The organism is Campylobacter bilis (genome assembly GCF_016806695.1).
GTDB lineage: Bacteria > Campylobacterota > Campylobacteria > Campylobacterales > Campylobacteraceae > Campylobacter_D > Campylobacter_D bilis.
In genome coordinates, this window is the sequence record NZ_WUED01000005.1 from 84803 (window position 1) to 101191 (window position 16389).

The following is a 16389-nucleotide window of genomic DNA, read 5'->3' on the forward strand; positions in this document are numbered from 1 at the left end:
TTGTTAATCCTTTTTTAAAATTCTAACTAAAATTAACTAAAGTTAGACTTTGTTTTTTTCTTTCTTTTGAATTTTTGATACAAAGAACAAGTTTTCAAAAGTTCTTGATCACTACCTATTGCCAAAACCTTTCCCTTATCTAAAACCACAATTTTATCTGAATTTTCTATAGTACTTAAACGGTGCGCTACTACCATAATGAGTCTATCTTGTTTTAAATTTTCTATAGTTTTAACTATAGCTTTTTCACTTTCATTATCAAGCGCTGAAGTAGCCTCATCAAAAATAAGCACATCAGGATTTTTATATAAAGCTCTAGCAATGGCAATTCTTTGTTTTTGTCCTCCGCTTAAATTTTTACCATGCTCTTTAACCTCAGTCCAAATTCCACCCATTTCCTCGACAAAATCATAAGCATTAGCTAGTTTTAAAGCTTCAATGATCTTTTTTTCTTCTAAATCTTCACTATAAGCAATATTAGCAGCAAAACTATCATTAAATAAATAAATATTTTGAGTTACAAGCCCTATTTTAGCATGCAAACTCTCTATGGTAAAAGCACTAATATCCTCTTCATTGAGTAAAATTTTCCCTTTTTGTTTTTCATAAAAATACATCAAAAGATTAATAATAGAAGATTTTCCCCCTCCACTCACCCCAATAAGGGCAAGCATTTGACCTTTTTTAAAATCAAAACTTACTCCTTTTAATACATTTTTATGAGGATTTTCATAAGAAAACTCAACTTCTTCAAAAGCAATTTTTTCGATTTTTTTTAATTCTTTATTCCCACCTTTGATTTTAGGTTCTAAATCCAATAAATAAAAAGTCCTCTCACTAGCCGCAACCGCACCTTGAAGTCTTCCGTATAAAGAAGAAAGGCGCTTTAAAGGAGTATAAATTGCAAAAAGTGCTGAAACAAAACTCACAAAGCTACCCACACTCATACTCCCATTAATTACCTCCCTACCCCCTACAATAATCACAACTGCAACGCCTAGTGAACCCATCATATCCATTAAAGGACTTGTAAGCGCATCAATACGTGCAGATTTGAGATTTAAAATGCATAAAGTATCATTATGTTTAGCAAATTTATCGCTTTCTTTTTTTTCATTATCATTTGCTTTAATAAGTTCGATATTTGCAAAAATTTCGCCTAAATAAGAAAGCAAATCAGAATTAGTTTCTTGTATGTTTCTTGCATATTTTTTAAGTTTTTTAGCAAACCAAACCAAAGGGAAAATTGCCAAAGGGAAAATCACTAAGGCAAAAAAGGCCAAAGTAGGACTTTGATATAAAACCACTGCAAGCAAACCTATAGCCGTTAAAAGCTCTCTAAAAAAATCAGGAATGATATTTGCTACTATACTTTGAAGGGCATTTATATCATTAGTACAGCGACTTACAAGCTCTCCATTCCTATAGCGTTTAAAAAAATCCATATCCAAACGCAAAATATTTTTTAAAACCTTAGCCCGCAACACCCTTAACATATCTGTTCCTATATAAGAAACATAAAAACTTTGTAAATAAGTCCCAAGATTTTTAAAAAAATACATCAATACAAGTAAAAAAGGCACTGTATAAAGCAAAGATTGATTTTTTTCTACAAAAATATAATTTAAAATAGGCTCTAAAGCATAAAAACTTCCAGCAGTTCCCCCGCTTGCTAAAAGCATGCCTAAAATCACTATGACAAACTGCTTCCAATATCTTTTATAAAAGGGTTTAAAGCGAATTAAAACTTCTTTTAAAGTCATTTCCTTACGCATTAGCTTTCTCCCAAATCGTACCCTTTGGGGTATCTAAAAGAATGATTTTTTTCTTGCTTAACTCTTCTCTTATTCTATCAGCTGTTTGAAAATCTTTATTTTGTTTAGCTTGCTTTCTTTGTAAAATCAAATTTTCAATCTCTTTACGTTCTTTTTCGTCCACACCCCATTGAAAATATAAAGTCGCATCAATCAAACCAAAACCAAAAATTTGACTCAACTCACTCAATGCTTCTTTAATATTTTGTTTTAAAATTGGATTTTTATTTTCCTTATCAAGCTCTAAATTAGCATCATTTATAAACTCATCTAAAAGCGCTAAGGCTTTAGAGATGTTTAAATCATCGCTTAAAACGTCTAAAATTTGCATAGAAATCGTACTTTTCATTTTAATAGGGTTTAAGGTATCAAAATCAGAAATTACCTCCATTTGCAATCTCTTTTTAAGACGATAAAATTTATCCAAGCGTTTTTTAGCATTTTGTAAATCATTTAAAGAATAATTAAAATGCGATCTATAATGAGAACTCAAAAGATAAAATCTTAAAGCTTCAGCACAAATTTCTTTTAATGCATCTTTGATAAAAAAACTATTATTTAAACTTTTACTCATTTTTTCATCATCAATTTTAACAAAACCATTATGCAACCAAATTTTTGCTAAAGCCCTCTCACATCCACAGCGGCATTGTGCTGCTTCATTTTCATGATGAGGAAAAAACAAATCCATCCCTCCAGCATGTATATCAAGTGTATTTTTAAAAATATCTTCTATCATCGCAACACATTCAGTATGCCAACCAGGGCGTCCTGTTCCAAATTCACTTTGATAAAAATTCTCATCAAATTTCCAAAGTACAAAATCGCTTTGATTTTTCTTTTGTATTTGACTATCAAGGCGAGAAATATTTTCAGTACTTTGTCTTGATAAACTTAAATATTGCTTATCTTTATGAGTGTCAAAATACAATCCATCATCTAAAGCATAAACAAAACCTTTTTTATCAAGTTTTTTAATCAAATCAAGCATAGAATTTATATAAGCAGTTGCGCGGGGTTTACGATTAGGATCTAAAACATTTAAAGCTTTCATGTCTTCTTCATAGCTTTTTATATAAAAGTCTGTGATTTCTTGCAAGCTTTTTCCACTTTGTGAGATTTTTTTTAAAATTTTATCATCAATATCAGTATAATTTCTAACAAATTTCACCCTATAACCATAAGAAAGTAAAACCCTATGTAAAAGATCAAAACAAACACTACTCCTTGCATGCCCTAAATGTGCATGATCATAAACTGTAGGACCACATACATAAATGCTAATATCTTTTTTATCAAGTTCTATTTTCTCTTTTGTCACGCTGTCTAATAATCTCATTAAAAAACTCCTTGAAAACTTGCAAAAACATCCATGAAAAAACTTACAATATAAGTTTTAAGCAAAAAAAGTAAAATTGTAAAAACCACTAAAGCCACTATAGCTAAAAAACAAAATTTAATAGATATTAAAGCAAAAAAATTCTTAAAACCAAATTCTTTAATATTTGCCCCAAGCAAATAAAAAGCACTAATAGAACTTGAAAGTGCCACAGCCACAACCTTTAAATTTTCATCCTTAATCAATAATATAAAAGCCACAGAAAAAACAGCACTAATAATTAAAGATTTTAAAGCGATAAAAGCTGCTATTTTTTGCTTGAATTTAGCATAAAGCCATAAAGAAAAAAGCTTTTGCAATCCAAAAGGTAAAAGCCCTATAAGATAAGCGATTAAAACATAAGCAGTAATAATACTATCTTCATGTGTGAAATTTCCCCTTCTAAATAAAAGCTCCGAAATTTCTAAAGCAAACACCGATCCTATAATACTTGAAACTATAAGCAAAATGCTTAAAAATGCTAAAACTCTTTGCATAAAATGAAAAGCCAAAGCTTCTTGATCGCTCTTTAAATACTTTAAAATCTTAGGAAAAGAAACCTGGGTTAAAGCGATCGCAAAAAGTGCAAGAGGTAGCTGAAAAACACGATTAGCATAATAAAGGTAAGAAATACTCCCACTCACTAAAAAACTTGCAATAGTAGTATCTAAAAGAGAACTAAACTGGGTTGCAGAAGATCCTAAAACTCCATGAAAAAAATTTCCATAAAAATTTTGCAATTTTGCCTTGGTTCTTTTAAATTTCACACTTAAAATCATAGCACGAATAACAGAATTGTTTTTTAAAACCAATAAATGTAAAATAAGCTGTGCTACTCCGCTTAAAACCGTAGCATAAGAAAAATAATAAAGCGTATTTTGCGGATCTTGTTTATCTACGAAAAAAGCGGCTATAACAATACTTAAATTAAAAAGTGCTGCTGAAAAAGAAGTGATGAAAAATTTTTGCCTATAATTTAAAATTGCTCCCAAAAAAGTAACCAAAAAAATAAAAAACAAATACCAAAAATTAATAGCCACTAAAGGCGCAGCCAAAGCTATAGTATCTTTGCTAAAGCCAAAAGCAAAAAGTTTAGTAAAAAAAGAAGAAAAAAAGCTAACTAAAAGGCAAAATAAAAACACAATCAAACTAAATTGTATCATTATATTAATACAAAAAGCACCCTTTTTCTTAGCCTTAACAAAACTAGGTAAAAAACTTTGTCCAAAGGCTCCTTCAGCAAAAATCCTTCTAAAAAAAGCTGGCATTTTTAAAGCCACAAAAAAGATATCACTATAAAGCCCTGCCCCTAAAAAAAGTGCTATTAAAACATCCCTAGCAAGTCCTAAAATCCTTGAAAATAAAATCCCTAAAGCATTAATAATAAAATTTTTAAATACTACATTCTTCATTGAAAATTTTTCACAAAAATCAAACTATAAAAAGCATTATTTTAACTAAAATTGATTAAAAATTGACTATAATTATTTACTTAATTCTTACAACAAGGGGAAAGTTTTGACCTTAGATGAAGCTATTATTACCTATACAGACAATCCAGCTCGCGAACTTTTAAACATAGCCTCGCAAAAAAATATTAATTTAAACGAACTTGATTTTAATTTATTAGCCTTTAATACCCAATATCGCTTTGAAGATTTACAATGGAATAAAATCCCTGAAACAAAACTCACGCTTTTTGAAAACGATGAGATTTTTTTAAAACAAGATCTTCAAATCAAACAAGAATACAAAATCGCAATTTTTCATACTACACATCCTAGTCAAACATCCCAAGCAATCAAATTAATCGCAAATCAAAATTTAACTAAAATAATAGCCCAAATTGATTTTAAAGATTTAAAATTTCATGAAAAATTAGCATTAGAACTTTTACAAAATATTTATAAAAAAATGCTAAAACTTGGGTTTTTAATAGGCATTCGTATTTTTGATTTTAAAAAAAATTTGCTTTCCTTTTGTAAAGAACATAAAAATACACCCTTAAATAAAACAGTACAAATTACAATTGCTAAAGGTATTGATCCTATTAAAACTCAAGATGAAGCCTTAATACTAGTGTATAAAGACAAAACAAAAAACTACACCATAGATGAAAAACGTTCAGGCATAATAGTCGTAGATGAAAATGAAGTTGTTTTAAAACACACCCAATTTAAACAAGGTAAAGAAGGTAAAAATCTAAATCTTCATACCCTAAAAGTCCTAGCCCCTAATGAAAATAAGGTCCAATTTTCTTGCTCTAAAGCCTTTAAAGAAGTGCAAAAAGACGACCATACAGAATATATAGCTTTAAAAAAAGGCTATGTTGTCCAAGATGGAAATAAATTTGACATTGCTAATGACTTAGAATTTAATGGAGTAGATTTTAAAAATATAGGGATTATTAAAGCAGGATGGGATAAAAATGTTAAGATCAATATAAAATTATCTTCAGAAATGAAAGATGCAGTAAATTCAGGCGTTGGAATAGAATGCGAAGAATTAAACATCCTTGGCAATGTAAGCAGCAATACCCAATTAAGTGCAAAAACAATGAAAATTGAAGGCACAACCCATTCTAAAGCCAAAATTCAAGCAAAACAAGCTTATATAAAAACCCACAGAGGATTTGCACAAGCTGAAAGCATAGATATAGATTTATTAGAAGGTGGGACCATTAAAGCCAAAGAAGTTAAAATCAAAAAAAGTCTAGGTGGGAATATACAAGCAGACAAAATTTACATACAAAATTTACAAAGCAATAATTCTTGCGTTTTTTTTGAAAATACCACAATAGAAAATTTCCAAGGAGACAATAATAAATTCCATGCTAAAATAAAAAGCACTGATAAAAATTATGATGAAGAATTGATGATTTTAGAAAAACAAATCTCTAAACTCAATCATCAAATAAGTAAAATCAAACAATACATCTTATCTAGCAAAAATGGAATCCATGATATAGAAAAAAAACTTGAAGAACTTACAAAACAAGGACAAAGCATTCCTGTGCAATATAAAAAAGCTCTTAAAAACTTTTCTTTACAAAACTTGCAATTAAATAAATTACAAAATAAAGAAAAAGAACTTCTTGAACGCAAAAAAAATTTGCAATTAGAATTAAATCAATTGCAAAAATTGCTTTTTAATGCAAGTTTTATAAACAAAAGTGGAAAATGGACTGATATGAATGAAATAAAATTTTCTCTTTTAGAACCTAAAAAAGATATTTTTTATTCTTCATTTACTAATGAAAATGCCAAATTCATAGGCATTACAAAAATCATACAAAATAATCAAACCCGTATACAAATAAACAAAAAACTAGATTATGAACAAAAGGATATACAATGGTTGTTGCCATCGAAGGAATAATTACAAAAAAAGAACCTGCTTTTATCATCATTAAAAGCTCAAGTGGTTTAAGCTATGGGATCTTTGTTTCGCTTTTTTGCTCATCTAAGCTTCAAACTCAAGAAAAATATGAACTTTTCATCACTCAAATCATTAAAGAAGACTCTAATAAATTTTATGGTTTTTTAGACAAAGAAGAACAAAAAATCTTTGAAATGCTTTTAAAAGTCAATGGGGTAGGAGCAAGCACTGCTATGGCTATTTGTTCAACTCTTGATGTAAATTCTTTTTACAAAGCCTTAAATTCAGGTGATGAAAGCATGTTAAAAAAAGTACCTGGTATAGGGGCAAAAAGTGCAAAACGCATCATAGTAGAACTTTCAGATGTCAAAACCAAACTCGAAAGCACAAACGATGATAAAAACCAAGCCTTATCTGCTTTATTAAGCTTAGGATTTAAACAAGATAAAATTATAAGCGTTTTAGCAAATTGCAAAGCAGACAATGCAAGCGATCTTATCAAAGAAGCTCTTAAAAAATTAGCATAAAGGAAAAAAATGAAATATGCAATACTTTTTGGCGGAAATTCTTACGAACACGAAATCAGCATAGTAAGTGCTGTAGTACTTAAAAAAGTTATCTCTAAAAATTTAGAATTTATTTTTTGTGATGAAGAGAGAAAATTTTATCATATTCGAAGTCAAAAAATGAATTCTAAAACCTTTAGCTCCAAAGCATATCAAAAAGAAAAAGAACTTTTTTTAAAACAAAATGGCTTTTTCTACAAAAAGTTTTTTAAAGAAAAGAAATTAGATTTTGATTGTGTGATCAATCTTATCCATGGTAGGGATGGTGAAGATGGAAAGGTAGCTGCCTTGCTTGATTTTTACTCTATTAAATTCATAGGCCCTAGGCTTGAAGCAAGCGTATTGTCTTTTAATAAAGAATTCACCAAACTTTACGCACAAAGCGTAGGAGTTAAAACATTAAATTACACTATGCTAAGAAAGGCACAAAATACCCATGAAAATATTCCCTTACCTTGCATTATAAAACCTGCTAGATTAGGAAGTAGCATAGGCATTAGCATTGTTAAAGACAAAAAAGATTTAGAATACGCTAAGGATGTAGGCTTTGAGTTAGATAATGATCTTCTTGTGGAAGAATTTAAAAGTGATATTAAAGAATACAATCTTGCAGGGTGTATGATCAAAGATGATTTCATTTTTTCCCTTATAGAAGAACCTAAGAAAAAAGAATTTTTAGATTTTGAACAAAAATATCTTAGCTTTTCAACACATACTAAAATCACACAAGCAAATCTTACTCAAGAGCTTCAAGAAAAATTAAAAAATAGTTTTGCTAGAATTTATAATCCTTTATTTAAAGGTGCCTTAATACGCTGCGATTTTTTTATCCTTGATAATGAAGTGTATCTTAATGAAATCAATCCTAATCCTGGTTCTTTAGCAAATTATCTTTTTGAAGACTTCAACGCTACTTTAGATGCCTTAGCTAATCAAATTTCTTTAGAAGAAAAAATCAAAATCGATTATAATTTTCTTCATTCTATCAATGGACAAAAAGGCAAATTATAAGTTTTTAAGCAAAAATACGCTAAATTATACATAAAATTTAGCGTATTTTAGGATCAAAAATGCTTTCTTTCAAACAAGATGAAATTTACACTGCTACAGAAGTAGTAAGAAATTTTAGTCCCATTATGGAAAAACTCAAAAAAAGCCAATCAGGCAAAATAGTCGTTTTAAAAAACAATAAATTTGAAGCTGTCATACTCAATATGAAAGAATTTGAACGCTTACAAAATGCTGTGCAACTTTTAGAAAATATTTATAAAAATCAAAAGGTTTAAAATGGCTCAAACACAGCTTGTTTATAAAGACAAAAACTATCAAATTTCTTATGAAATCATAGGCGAAATTTTCTTACCACAAATACTAATTTTACACGGTTGGGGTGCTAATAAAGAACTCATGAAACAAAGCTTTTGGCCTTTTTTAAAAGACTTTTGTCAAATTTATATAGATTTGGCTGGATTTGGCAAATCAAGCATTGCAGAAGTTTTAAATACTCAAGATTATGCTAATATCATAAAACTCTTTTTAAAACAAAAAAAATTAAATGTCTGTTTTTTCATGGGCCATTCTTTTGGGGGTAAAATAAGTGCTTTATTAGCTAAAGAGCAAGACACACTCATCTTGCTTTCAAGTGCAGGAATTTTAAAGCAAAAGTCTCTTAAAATTCGGTTAAAAATCCGTATTTTTAAGATTTTAAAACGCCTGGGTTTGGGGAAATTTTATCCTTATTTTGTCAGCAAAGATGGAGTAAATCTTAATCCTATTATGTATGCAACTTTTAAAAAGGTTGTAGATGAAGATTTTAGTGAAATTTTTAGCCAACAAAAAGCAAAAAGTCTTATTTTTTGGGGGAAAGAGGATAAGGCTACGCCTCTAGCTTGCGGCCAAATCCTTCATGAACTCTTACAAAATAGCACTTTTTATCCTCTAGAAGGAGATCACTTTTTCTTTTTAAAACATTCTGCTTTTATAGCGCAAAAACTCCTAGCTGAAAGGAAAACATGCTAGATTTTTTATATTTTGCTAACACTTTAATTTTTAATTTTTGCATAGCTTTTTATTTTATTAGTGCTTTACAATGGTATTCTTATAAATTCAAGCGCGTTATTTTTCATTATCATAGATATTTTTGGCATGTATATTTTTTACTCATTCCTTATTTTATTTATATTTTATCATTTGGTTTTTCTTGGGCATCTTTGATATATTTTTCTCTTATTCATACTAGTCTTTTATTTCTTTGGAATAAAAAAATCGATAAAAAACTTGTTTTAACCAATAAAATCAAATGGTTTTTTGTCTTTGTTTTTATTTATAATGGAATTTTTTCTTTGCTTTCTTTGCAGTTTTCTTTTCTTTTTAATCTTGCTTGCTTGCCTATAAGTTTATTAAGTTTAAAAATTTATGATTTTTTTACTAACTTATATTTTAAACGCCAAGCCCAAGCAAAAATTATGCACAATGAAAATCTTAAAATCATACTCATCACTGCAAGTTTTGGAAAAACAAGTATGAAAAATTTTTTATATGATCTTTTAAAAGATGATTTTTTATGCTATAAAACCCCAAGAAGTGTAAATACTCTTATGGGCATAGTTAAAGATATTAATGAAAATTTGCAAAAAAACACTCAAATTTATATCGCCGAAGCAGGAGCTAGGGTAAAGGGAGATATTTTAGAAATTACACGTTTTTTAAACCCTCATATTTGTATCATAGGCGAAATAGGCAATTCTCATTTAGAATATTTTAAAAGCATAGAAAACATTAAAAACACTAAATTAGAAGCCCTTCATTCAAAAAGATTAAAAAAAGCCTTTTTACACTCTAGCACACAAAAAAAAGAAGAAGGCATAATAAGTATTTATGATGATAAAATAATTAATGTCCAAGCAAGCCTTGAAGGCTTAAATTTTAAAATACTCTTCCAAAATAAAGAAGAAACATTTAAAAGCCAAATTTTAGGTTCTTTTAACGCACAAAATCTTTGTGCTTGTATACTTTGTGCTGATTTTTTAGGCGTTAGCTTAAATAAAATCAAAGAAAACTTAGAAAAAATTACTTCAGTACAACACCGCCTTTGTGTGATTTCTAAAGAACCTAAGTTTATTATCGATGATGGATTTAATGGGAATTTTAAAGGCATGAGTCAAAGCTATGAATTATGCAAGAATTATCAAGGTAGGAAAGTTTTAATCACTCCTGGCATACTTGAAGTCAATGAAGAAGAAAATAAAAAACTTTGCCAAGTTATCAATAAATGCTTTGATTTAGCTATCATTAGTGCTCATGTCAATGCAGAAATTTTCAAAAAAGAGTTAAAAATCAAAACCCTTATACTAAAAGACAAAAACGATTTAATCCAAACCCTTGCTAAAGAAACAAAACAAGGAGACTTGATCCTTTTTTCTAATGATACTCCTAGTTATCTTTAAATTCAGGGCTTATAGGCAAGGTAAAATAAAAATTTTTAGGCTTAAGTTCAAATCCTAACTTTCCTTTGTGTGCATCAATAATCTCTTTAGAAAGAGACAATCCAAGACCATTGCCTCTAAGCTTGGTTGTTTTAAAGGCTTCAAAGACCATGTTTTCATCTTTGATTTCACAACCATTATCATAAACTCGCACGCACAAAATATTTTTCTTACAAGAAGCTAGAATTTGAATTTTTGGGTTTTGAAGATCTTGTTCTTCTACAGCATCAATAGCATTGTAAATCAAATTTTGCAAAACCACACTCAAAAGATCCTTATCTGCATAAATTTGCATATCTAAAAAACGGATAACAAAATCAATAGGTGTAGAAAAATTATAAGAATTAATAGCACTTTCACACTCTTCTTTTAGTTCTAAAAGATTAAAATAACTAGCATTAATATGAACGCCCTTAGTAAAAAGCAAGGTAGAATTAACTATGCGTTCAACTCTAGCAATGGCTTTTTGAATTTCAAGGACTATGTGCTTGTTTTTAAGTTCACTACGCGCAAAAAGCATGGAAGTAAGCAAAGAAATAGAACCTATAGGATTTCTTATTTCATGGGCTAAGCGTGCAGCCACACTTCCCATGCTTGCAAGTCTTTCATTACGCTTTTCATCACTAATGTCAATAGCAGAAACAATGGTTTTTTCATTATGAGCTATAATTTTTATAGCATAAAAACTTCCTTCAAACTCTAACTCATCACGCATTTTTTCTAAACTGATAATATTTAATAATTTAGGGTTTTTTAAAGCTTCTTGATTTTGTAAAATAATATGCTTATGCTTATCTAAAATCCAAAGAGCACTAGGCAACACCTCTATGATTTCATCAACCATAGCACGTAAAAAATTATAATTTTCGTTTAAAATTTTATATTCATTTTCTATAACATAAGTTTGTTCAATCAAACTCTCAAGACCTTTTTGTAAAATTTCTTTTTCATTAGAATCTAAGCTTTTTAAAATACTTTCATTCATTTATCATTCCTTTAAAATCATTCAACTCAAATAAAAACAAACCTGATTCACAAATTTTATGCATTTCTTTACTAAAACCATTTTTTGAAATTATAATATAATAATGAGGCATTAATTTTAAATTTTTGGCTTTTAATTTCAAAAGATTTAAAATATTTTTGCAAATTTTTTTATTTTTAAATTTAGCCTCTCCAATGATACATAATTTTTCATCTTTATAATAAAGATCAATTTCCATATCTTTATCCCAATAACTCTGCACTCCTTTTATCTTAAACCAATTTTCTATAAATTCACAAGAAAGCTGCTCAAAACAAAAACTTTGATAAAGTTCAAATTTATCTTTTATTTTCTTTAAAACTTCCTCATATCTTCCTTGTAAAATCAGTTTTTCATTAGGTTTTAAAAAATAAAAGAAAAAACGTGTAAAATGATTTGCAAATATAATTTTATCTTGAATAACATAAGATCTTAATTCTTTTTTTAATTTTTGTCTTTTGCTTTTATCTTTTTTAAGCTCTTTGCTTATTTCAAGCTTTAAAATACCTTTTTTTAAAAGAAATTGAAGTGCGGATAAAGCTTTAAAATGTTGAATTTTTTTATTGATGGAAAAACGTTTGCGATTATTTTTAGCTAGCAATATCAAAGCATAAGAAATAATCTCATCAAAATCAAATTGATTTTTTATAAAAAAATAATTTTTCAACAACCTTTCTTCAATAGTTTCAAAAATATCATTTTCTAAGTTTAATCCTTCTAAAGGTTCAAAACCATCAAAAACGCTATAAAAATCAAAAAGCTTATCCAAACTAAGCTTTTTATATAAACTTGAAAAATCTTTAAATTTTATATTTTTCCTTTTTTAAAAGTATTTTTATAGTATAATTTTAGCAAAATTTTAAAGGATTGCAATTGCAAATTTCAGATTTGAAAAAAGAAATTATTTTAAAAAAAGGAGTTTTACATTTTGATTTCGCAGCAAGTGCTCTAGCCCTTAAATGCGTAGAAAAAGAATTAGCCAAAATCCTTCCAAGCTATGCTAATACACATTCTGATAGCTCTTTAAACTCCTTTAAAACTCAAGAAATTTACGAACAAGCAAGACAAAATATAAAAAAAAGCCTATTACTTGATGAAAATTTTGCTCTCATAGCCTGTGGGGTAGGATCAAGCGCTGCGATTAAGAAATTTCAAGAATTACTTGGAATTTATATCCCTCCTATATTAAAAGAAAAGTATTTTACCCAAATAGACAAAACCACACTTCCTTTGGTTATCGTAGGGCCTTATGAACACCATTCTAATGAACTTTCTTTTCGCGAGGGTTTGTGTGAGTGCATAAGGATTCCTTTAGACAAAAATGGTGAAATTGACTTTGATTTTTTAGAAAAAATACTACAAAAAAACAAAACAAGAAAAATCATCGCTAGCTTTTCTTTAAGCTCAAATGTCACAGGGATATTAAGCGATTATAAACGCATTTGTAAAATGATACGCCAAGTCAAAGGAATAATTGCTTTTGATGCATCAAGTTTTATTCCTTATAAAAATATACCGTGTAAATATTATGATGCTTTATTTATAAGCTCTCATAAACTCATAGGCGGTATAGGAGGATCAGGAATTTTAGTCATTAAAAAAGAATTTTGTGGTACTAAACCTAGCTTTGCTGCTGGAGGCACTGTAGGCTACGTTTCTCGCACTTCTCAATGCTATCTTTGCAATGAAGAAGCCTTAGAAGAAGGTGGCACACCAGGAATTTTACAACTCATCCGTGCAGGCTTAGCCTTTAAAATCAAAGATGCCATAGGGGTAAAACAAATACAACAAAAAGAAGAAATTTTAAAAGATTATTGTTTTAAGAAACTAAAATCCGTACCCAACCTCATATTGTATGCAAGGAATTTAAAAAAGCGCTTGCCTATTTTTGCTTTTAATATCAAAGGAATTTCTCCTTTTGATATCGCTTATGAATTAAGCAAAAAATACCGCATAGAAACACGTGCAGGTTGTGCTTGTGCAGGTCCTTATGGGCATGATTTATTAGGATTAAAAGACAATGAAAAGTTAAAAACAAAACCAGGTTGGCTAAGAATAAGCCTACATTATACTCACGAAAAAGAAGATCTTGATTATTTTTTCAATGCACTTTATAAAACTATAGCAAAATTATCACATTAAAATATTATAGTTTTATTATTGTGTATAAAAATTCTATCTTCAAAAACCAAATCAAGTGCCTTTGAAAGAACATCTTTTTCTATATTTCTTCCAGCTTGTTGCATGTCTTGCCAAGTATATTCATGGTTAATAGATAAAACCGCTTGAGTGATGATAGGCCCTTCATCAAGATTATTATTAACAAAATGTGCTGTTGCACCAATGATTTTAACCCCTCTTTCAAAAGCTTGCTTGTAAGGATTTGCTCCTATAAACGCAGGTAAAAAAGAATGATGGATGTTAATAATCTTGCCTTCAAAATGCTCTACAAAATCAGGCGATAAAATTCTCATATATTTTGCTAAAATCAAATAATCAAATTGATATTGCTTCAAACACTCTAAAACTTGTTTTTCTTGCTCTTCTCGACTTAAATCTTGTGCACTTATATGATGATATGCAATGTTAAATTTTTCTACCAAGCCCTTAAGCACATCATGATTTGAAATCACAGCTTTAATGTCAGCTTGAAGCTCATTACTATAATGCCTTATTAATAAATCGCCCAAACAATGGCTTTCTTTAGTCGCAAAAACAACAATATTTTTCTTTCTTTTCTCACAAAGTTCGATCAAAGCTTCTTGACCTAATACAACCTTAAGGGTTTGGATAAATGCTTCTTTTTTAAAATCACCTTCTAAAATAGCACGAAAAAAGAACATTCCTTCGCCTACAAATTCATCATTTTTAACTATATTAATATGATATTTAAAAATAACATCAGAGATTTTATAAATCAATCCTTTTTGATCTTGAGTGCAAATCTTTAAGACACGAACCATCAATCCCACCTTCTATATATTCTTTTAACTCATTTTCTTTTGCTTGTTGGAGTTTTAAACCCAGCATTTTACCATAAATCCCAGCATTTAAAAAATCTTTCGCTAAAATTTTACTTTTAAATTTATTCTCATAAAGCTTTAATTTTTTAGCTTGCTTGATACGTTTTTCATCCCAAAGCCCAAGCCATTCTTTCAAAGGTATATCCAAAGCAATTTTTGCTAATTCAAAATCACTCATATTGTTTAAATAAAAAGCTTGATTTGCTTTTTTCGAATATTCTTTTTTAAGCTTAGTATTTTTAAAAAATACCTCTTTATCTAATTGAAAATAATTCAAATACAAATACAAAAACAAAGCATCATCTTTAATAAAAACCCTTGTATCTCTAAGTAAATTTTGAAATTCCACACCCTTAAAAGAATTTTCAAAACCAAAAATCGCTTGTTCTAAACCAAGTTCTTGTAAATATTTATAACCCACATCAAGCTTAGAACTTTTAAAAAATTTATAAAGTTCAGTATTAATCCTATCTTTACTAAGATCTTTTATGGACATATTTTTCATTAAAGCTAAACTTTCTTTAGCTATCTTAAAACCAAATCTCGAAGCAAAAACCACTGCTCTTAAAACTCTTAAACTATCTTCTTGAAAGCTTTGTTCATCAATATGTCTTAAACAACCCTTTTTAAGATCTTGCAATCCTCCATAAAAATCTAAAAACTCATCATTAAAAAGATTTATCATCATAGAATTAATAGTAAAATCGCGCCTTTTTGCCGCTAATTTTTCATCATGACAAATTTTTACTTCAAAACCTGCATGACCATAACCTGTTTTATTCTCTGTTCTAGCAAGTCCAAGATCGTAATTTTTAAATTTATATACAAAAAAACTTTTTCCAAAACCTTGCGCGCCTAATTCTTGCATGATTTTTTCAAAATCTTTGGGCTTTATATCATAAAATTCTATATCATAATCATTGATTTTTAAACCCAAAAACAAATCCCTAACACTACCCCCAACCAAATAAGCCCTTTGGGTATAGGGCCTAAAAAAATCAGCGATAAAACGCAAATGAGTATTATTTTTTAAGCTTATATTCAATGTTTGCAAGCAAAAACTCTAAGAAATTTAAGGTTAAATTTAATCTGCTTTCAAGCTCTTCTTCTTTTATGCTATTTAAACCTTCAAAAAGTACTAAAATCCTCTCTCTAAGGCGCTGTAAAAATATATCTTCATTTAGACTTTGAACTTCTACTACGAGGTTTGAATTCTCATTTTGAGAAAATTCTTTTTTATTTTCTGTAGAAGTATTTTCTATCTTATTTTGTATTATTTCTTCCTCTTCTAATTTCGCTAAAGAAATTTTATCTTCTAGTTCTTGTTGCTCATGCAATTGTTTAGGATGCAAAGAGTGTAAATTTTCTTGCGCACTATCATTAAAATCTTGTTGGCCTTGTTTTCTTTGCTCTTCCATTATAGAACTTACTTCATTAATGGTTTTTTTAGCTAAATCTTCCAAATTCATATTTTTATTAACCACCTTTTAAATTCGTTAAATTCTTCATCACTTTTCATATTAATAAAAAAATCTAACATTTGAGTGTTTAAATCCCTATGTTTAGACCTAAAACCACTAAGACGACGTATAGCATCAATGGCATTTTGATTATGAGGATCTTGTTTTAAGATATTTTTATAAATTTCTAAAGCCTCATCTTTAAGCCCTTGAGCTTCATAAATAGAAGCTTCAGTGACTGTATTTTTCATTTTTTTTCCT

General features: G+C 28.7%; 16 protein-coding genes. 7 read left to right on the top strand and 9 right to left on the bottom strand.

Annotation, left to right across the window (positions count from 1 at the left end):
* Positions 1-32: 32 nt before the first annotated feature.
* Genes GRQ01_RS03510 through murJ form a run of 3 tightly spaced genes read right to left on the bottom strand, consistent with a single transcriptional unit; the run spans position 33 to position 4604 of the window.
* Complete coding sequence (locus GRQ01_RS03510) at positions 33-1775, bottom strand: ABC transporter ATP-binding protein (protein ID WP_158334454.1); 1743 nt, start codon at positions 1773-1775, stop codon at positions 33-35.
* On the bottom strand, positions 1768-3153 hold the full coding sequence (gene cysS / locus GRQ01_RS03515) for a cysteine--tRNA ligase (RefSeq protein ID WP_158334455.1): 1386 nt from the start codon (positions 3151-3153) through the stop codon (positions 1768-1770). The genes GRQ01_RS03510 and cysS overlap by 8 nt, the downstream gene beginning before the upstream one ends.
* The gene (gene murJ / locus GRQ01_RS03520; RefSeq protein WP_158334456.1) at positions 3153-4604 is read right to left on the bottom strand and encodes a murein biosynthesis integral membrane protein MurJ; all 1452 of its coding nucleotides are present in this window, start codon (positions 4602-4604) and stop codon (positions 3153-3155) included. The genes cysS and murJ overlap by 1 nt, the downstream gene beginning before the upstream one ends.
* A gap of 106 nt (positions 4605-4710) precedes the next feature.
* Between murJ and GRQ01_RS03525 the strand changes: the two genes are divergently transcribed.
* Genes GRQ01_RS03525 through GRQ01_RS03550 form a run of 6 tightly spaced genes read left to right on the top strand, consistent with a single transcriptional unit; the run spans position 4711 to position 10582 of the window.
* Complete coding sequence (locus GRQ01_RS03525; protein WP_158334457.1) at positions 4711-6570, top strand: flagellar assembly protein A; 1860 nt, start codon at positions 4711-4713, stop codon at positions 6568-6570.
* The gene (gene ruvA / locus GRQ01_RS03530) at positions 6546-7097 is read left to right on the top strand and encodes a Holliday junction branch migration protein RuvA (protein WP_158334458.1); all 552 of its coding nucleotides are present in this window, start codon (positions 6546-6548) and stop codon (positions 7095-7097) included. Before GRQ01_RS03525 ends, ruvA begins: the two co-directional genes overlap by 25 nt.
* Positions 7098-7106: 9 nt before the next feature.
* Entirely contained in the window at positions 7107-8147 is a 1041-nt protein-coding gene (locus GRQ01_RS03535) for a D-alanine--D-alanine ligase (protein WP_158334459.1), read from the top strand.
* 59 nt (positions 8148-8206) lie between these two features.
* Positions 8207-8422: a type II toxin-antitoxin system Phd/YefM family antitoxin gene (locus GRQ01_RS03540; RefSeq protein WP_158334460.1), complete on the top strand. Its 216-nt coding sequence runs from the start codon at positions 8207-8209 to the stop codon at positions 8420-8422.
* Between the two features lies 1 nt (position 8423).
* Positions 8424-9155 carry an alpha/beta fold hydrolase gene (locus tag GRQ01_RS03545; protein ID WP_158334461.1) on the top strand — a complete coding sequence of 244 codons (732 nt, stop codon included), beginning with the start codon at positions 8424-8426 and terminating at the stop codon, positions 9153-9155.
* Complete coding sequence (locus tag GRQ01_RS03550) at positions 9149-10582, top strand: Mur ligase family protein (RefSeq protein ID WP_158334462.1); 1434 nt, start codon at positions 9149-9151, stop codon at positions 10580-10582. The genes GRQ01_RS03545 and GRQ01_RS03550 overlap by 7 nt, the downstream gene beginning before the upstream one ends.
* Here the strand turns inward: GRQ01_RS03550 and GRQ01_RS03555 are convergent.
* Both GRQ01_RS03555 and GRQ01_RS03560 read right to left on the bottom strand, forming a co-directional pair.
* Positions 10569-11606, bottom strand: a complete 1038-nt coding sequence (locus tag GRQ01_RS03555; protein WP_158334463.1) for a fla regulon two-component system sensor histidine kinase FlgS — start codon at positions 11604-11606, stop codon at positions 10569-10571. The two genes, GRQ01_RS03550 and GRQ01_RS03555, sit on opposite strands and share 14 nt — an antisense overlap.
* Positions 11599-12339, bottom strand: coding sequence for a DUF234 domain-containing protein (locus GRQ01_RS03560; RefSeq protein WP_228892777.1), 741 nt, complete (start codon positions 12337-12339; stop codon positions 11599-11601). Before GRQ01_RS03560 ends, GRQ01_RS03555 begins: the two co-directional genes overlap by 8 nt.
* A 173-nt stretch (positions 12340-12512) precedes the next feature.
* Here GRQ01_RS03560 and GRQ01_RS03565 point away from each other — a divergent pair, with 173 nt between their 5' ends.
* Complete coding sequence (locus tag GRQ01_RS03565) at positions 12513-13787, top strand: aminotransferase class V-fold PLP-dependent enzyme (RefSeq protein ID WP_158334465.1); 1275 nt, start codon at positions 12513-12515, stop codon at positions 13785-13787.
* On the opposite strand, the gene purU is transcribed toward GRQ01_RS03565, so the two are convergent.
* Genes purU through GRQ01_RS03585 form a run of 4 tightly spaced genes read right to left on the bottom strand, consistent with a single transcriptional unit; the run spans position 13784 to position 16379 of the window.
* On the bottom strand, positions 13784-14608 hold the full coding sequence (gene purU, locus GRQ01_RS03570; RefSeq protein WP_158334466.1) for a formyltetrahydrofolate deformylase: 825 nt from the start codon (positions 14606-14608) through the stop codon (positions 13784-13786). The genes GRQ01_RS03565 and purU overlap by 4 nt on opposite strands.
* Positions 14556-15722 carry a tRNA nucleotidyltransferase/poly(A) polymerase-related protein gene (locus GRQ01_RS03575; protein ID WP_158334467.1) on the bottom strand — a complete coding sequence of 389 codons (1167 nt, stop codon included), beginning with the start codon at positions 15720-15722 and terminating at the stop codon, positions 14556-14558. Before GRQ01_RS03575 ends, purU begins: the two co-directional genes overlap by 53 nt.
* Positions 15691-16137 carry an effector protein CiaD gene (gene ciaD / locus GRQ01_RS03580; protein ID WP_158334468.1) on the bottom strand — a complete coding sequence of 149 codons (447 nt, stop codon included), beginning with the start codon at positions 16135-16137 and terminating at the stop codon, positions 15691-15693. The genes GRQ01_RS03575 and ciaD overlap by 32 nt, the downstream gene beginning before the upstream one ends.
* Positions 16134-16379 carry a hypothetical protein gene (locus GRQ01_RS03585; protein ID WP_158334469.1) on the bottom strand — a complete coding sequence of 82 codons (246 nt, stop codon included), beginning with the start codon at positions 16377-16379 and terminating at the stop codon, positions 16134-16136. The genes ciaD and GRQ01_RS03585 overlap by 4 nt, the downstream gene beginning before the upstream one ends.
* Positions 16380-16389 lie beyond the last annotated feature (10 nt).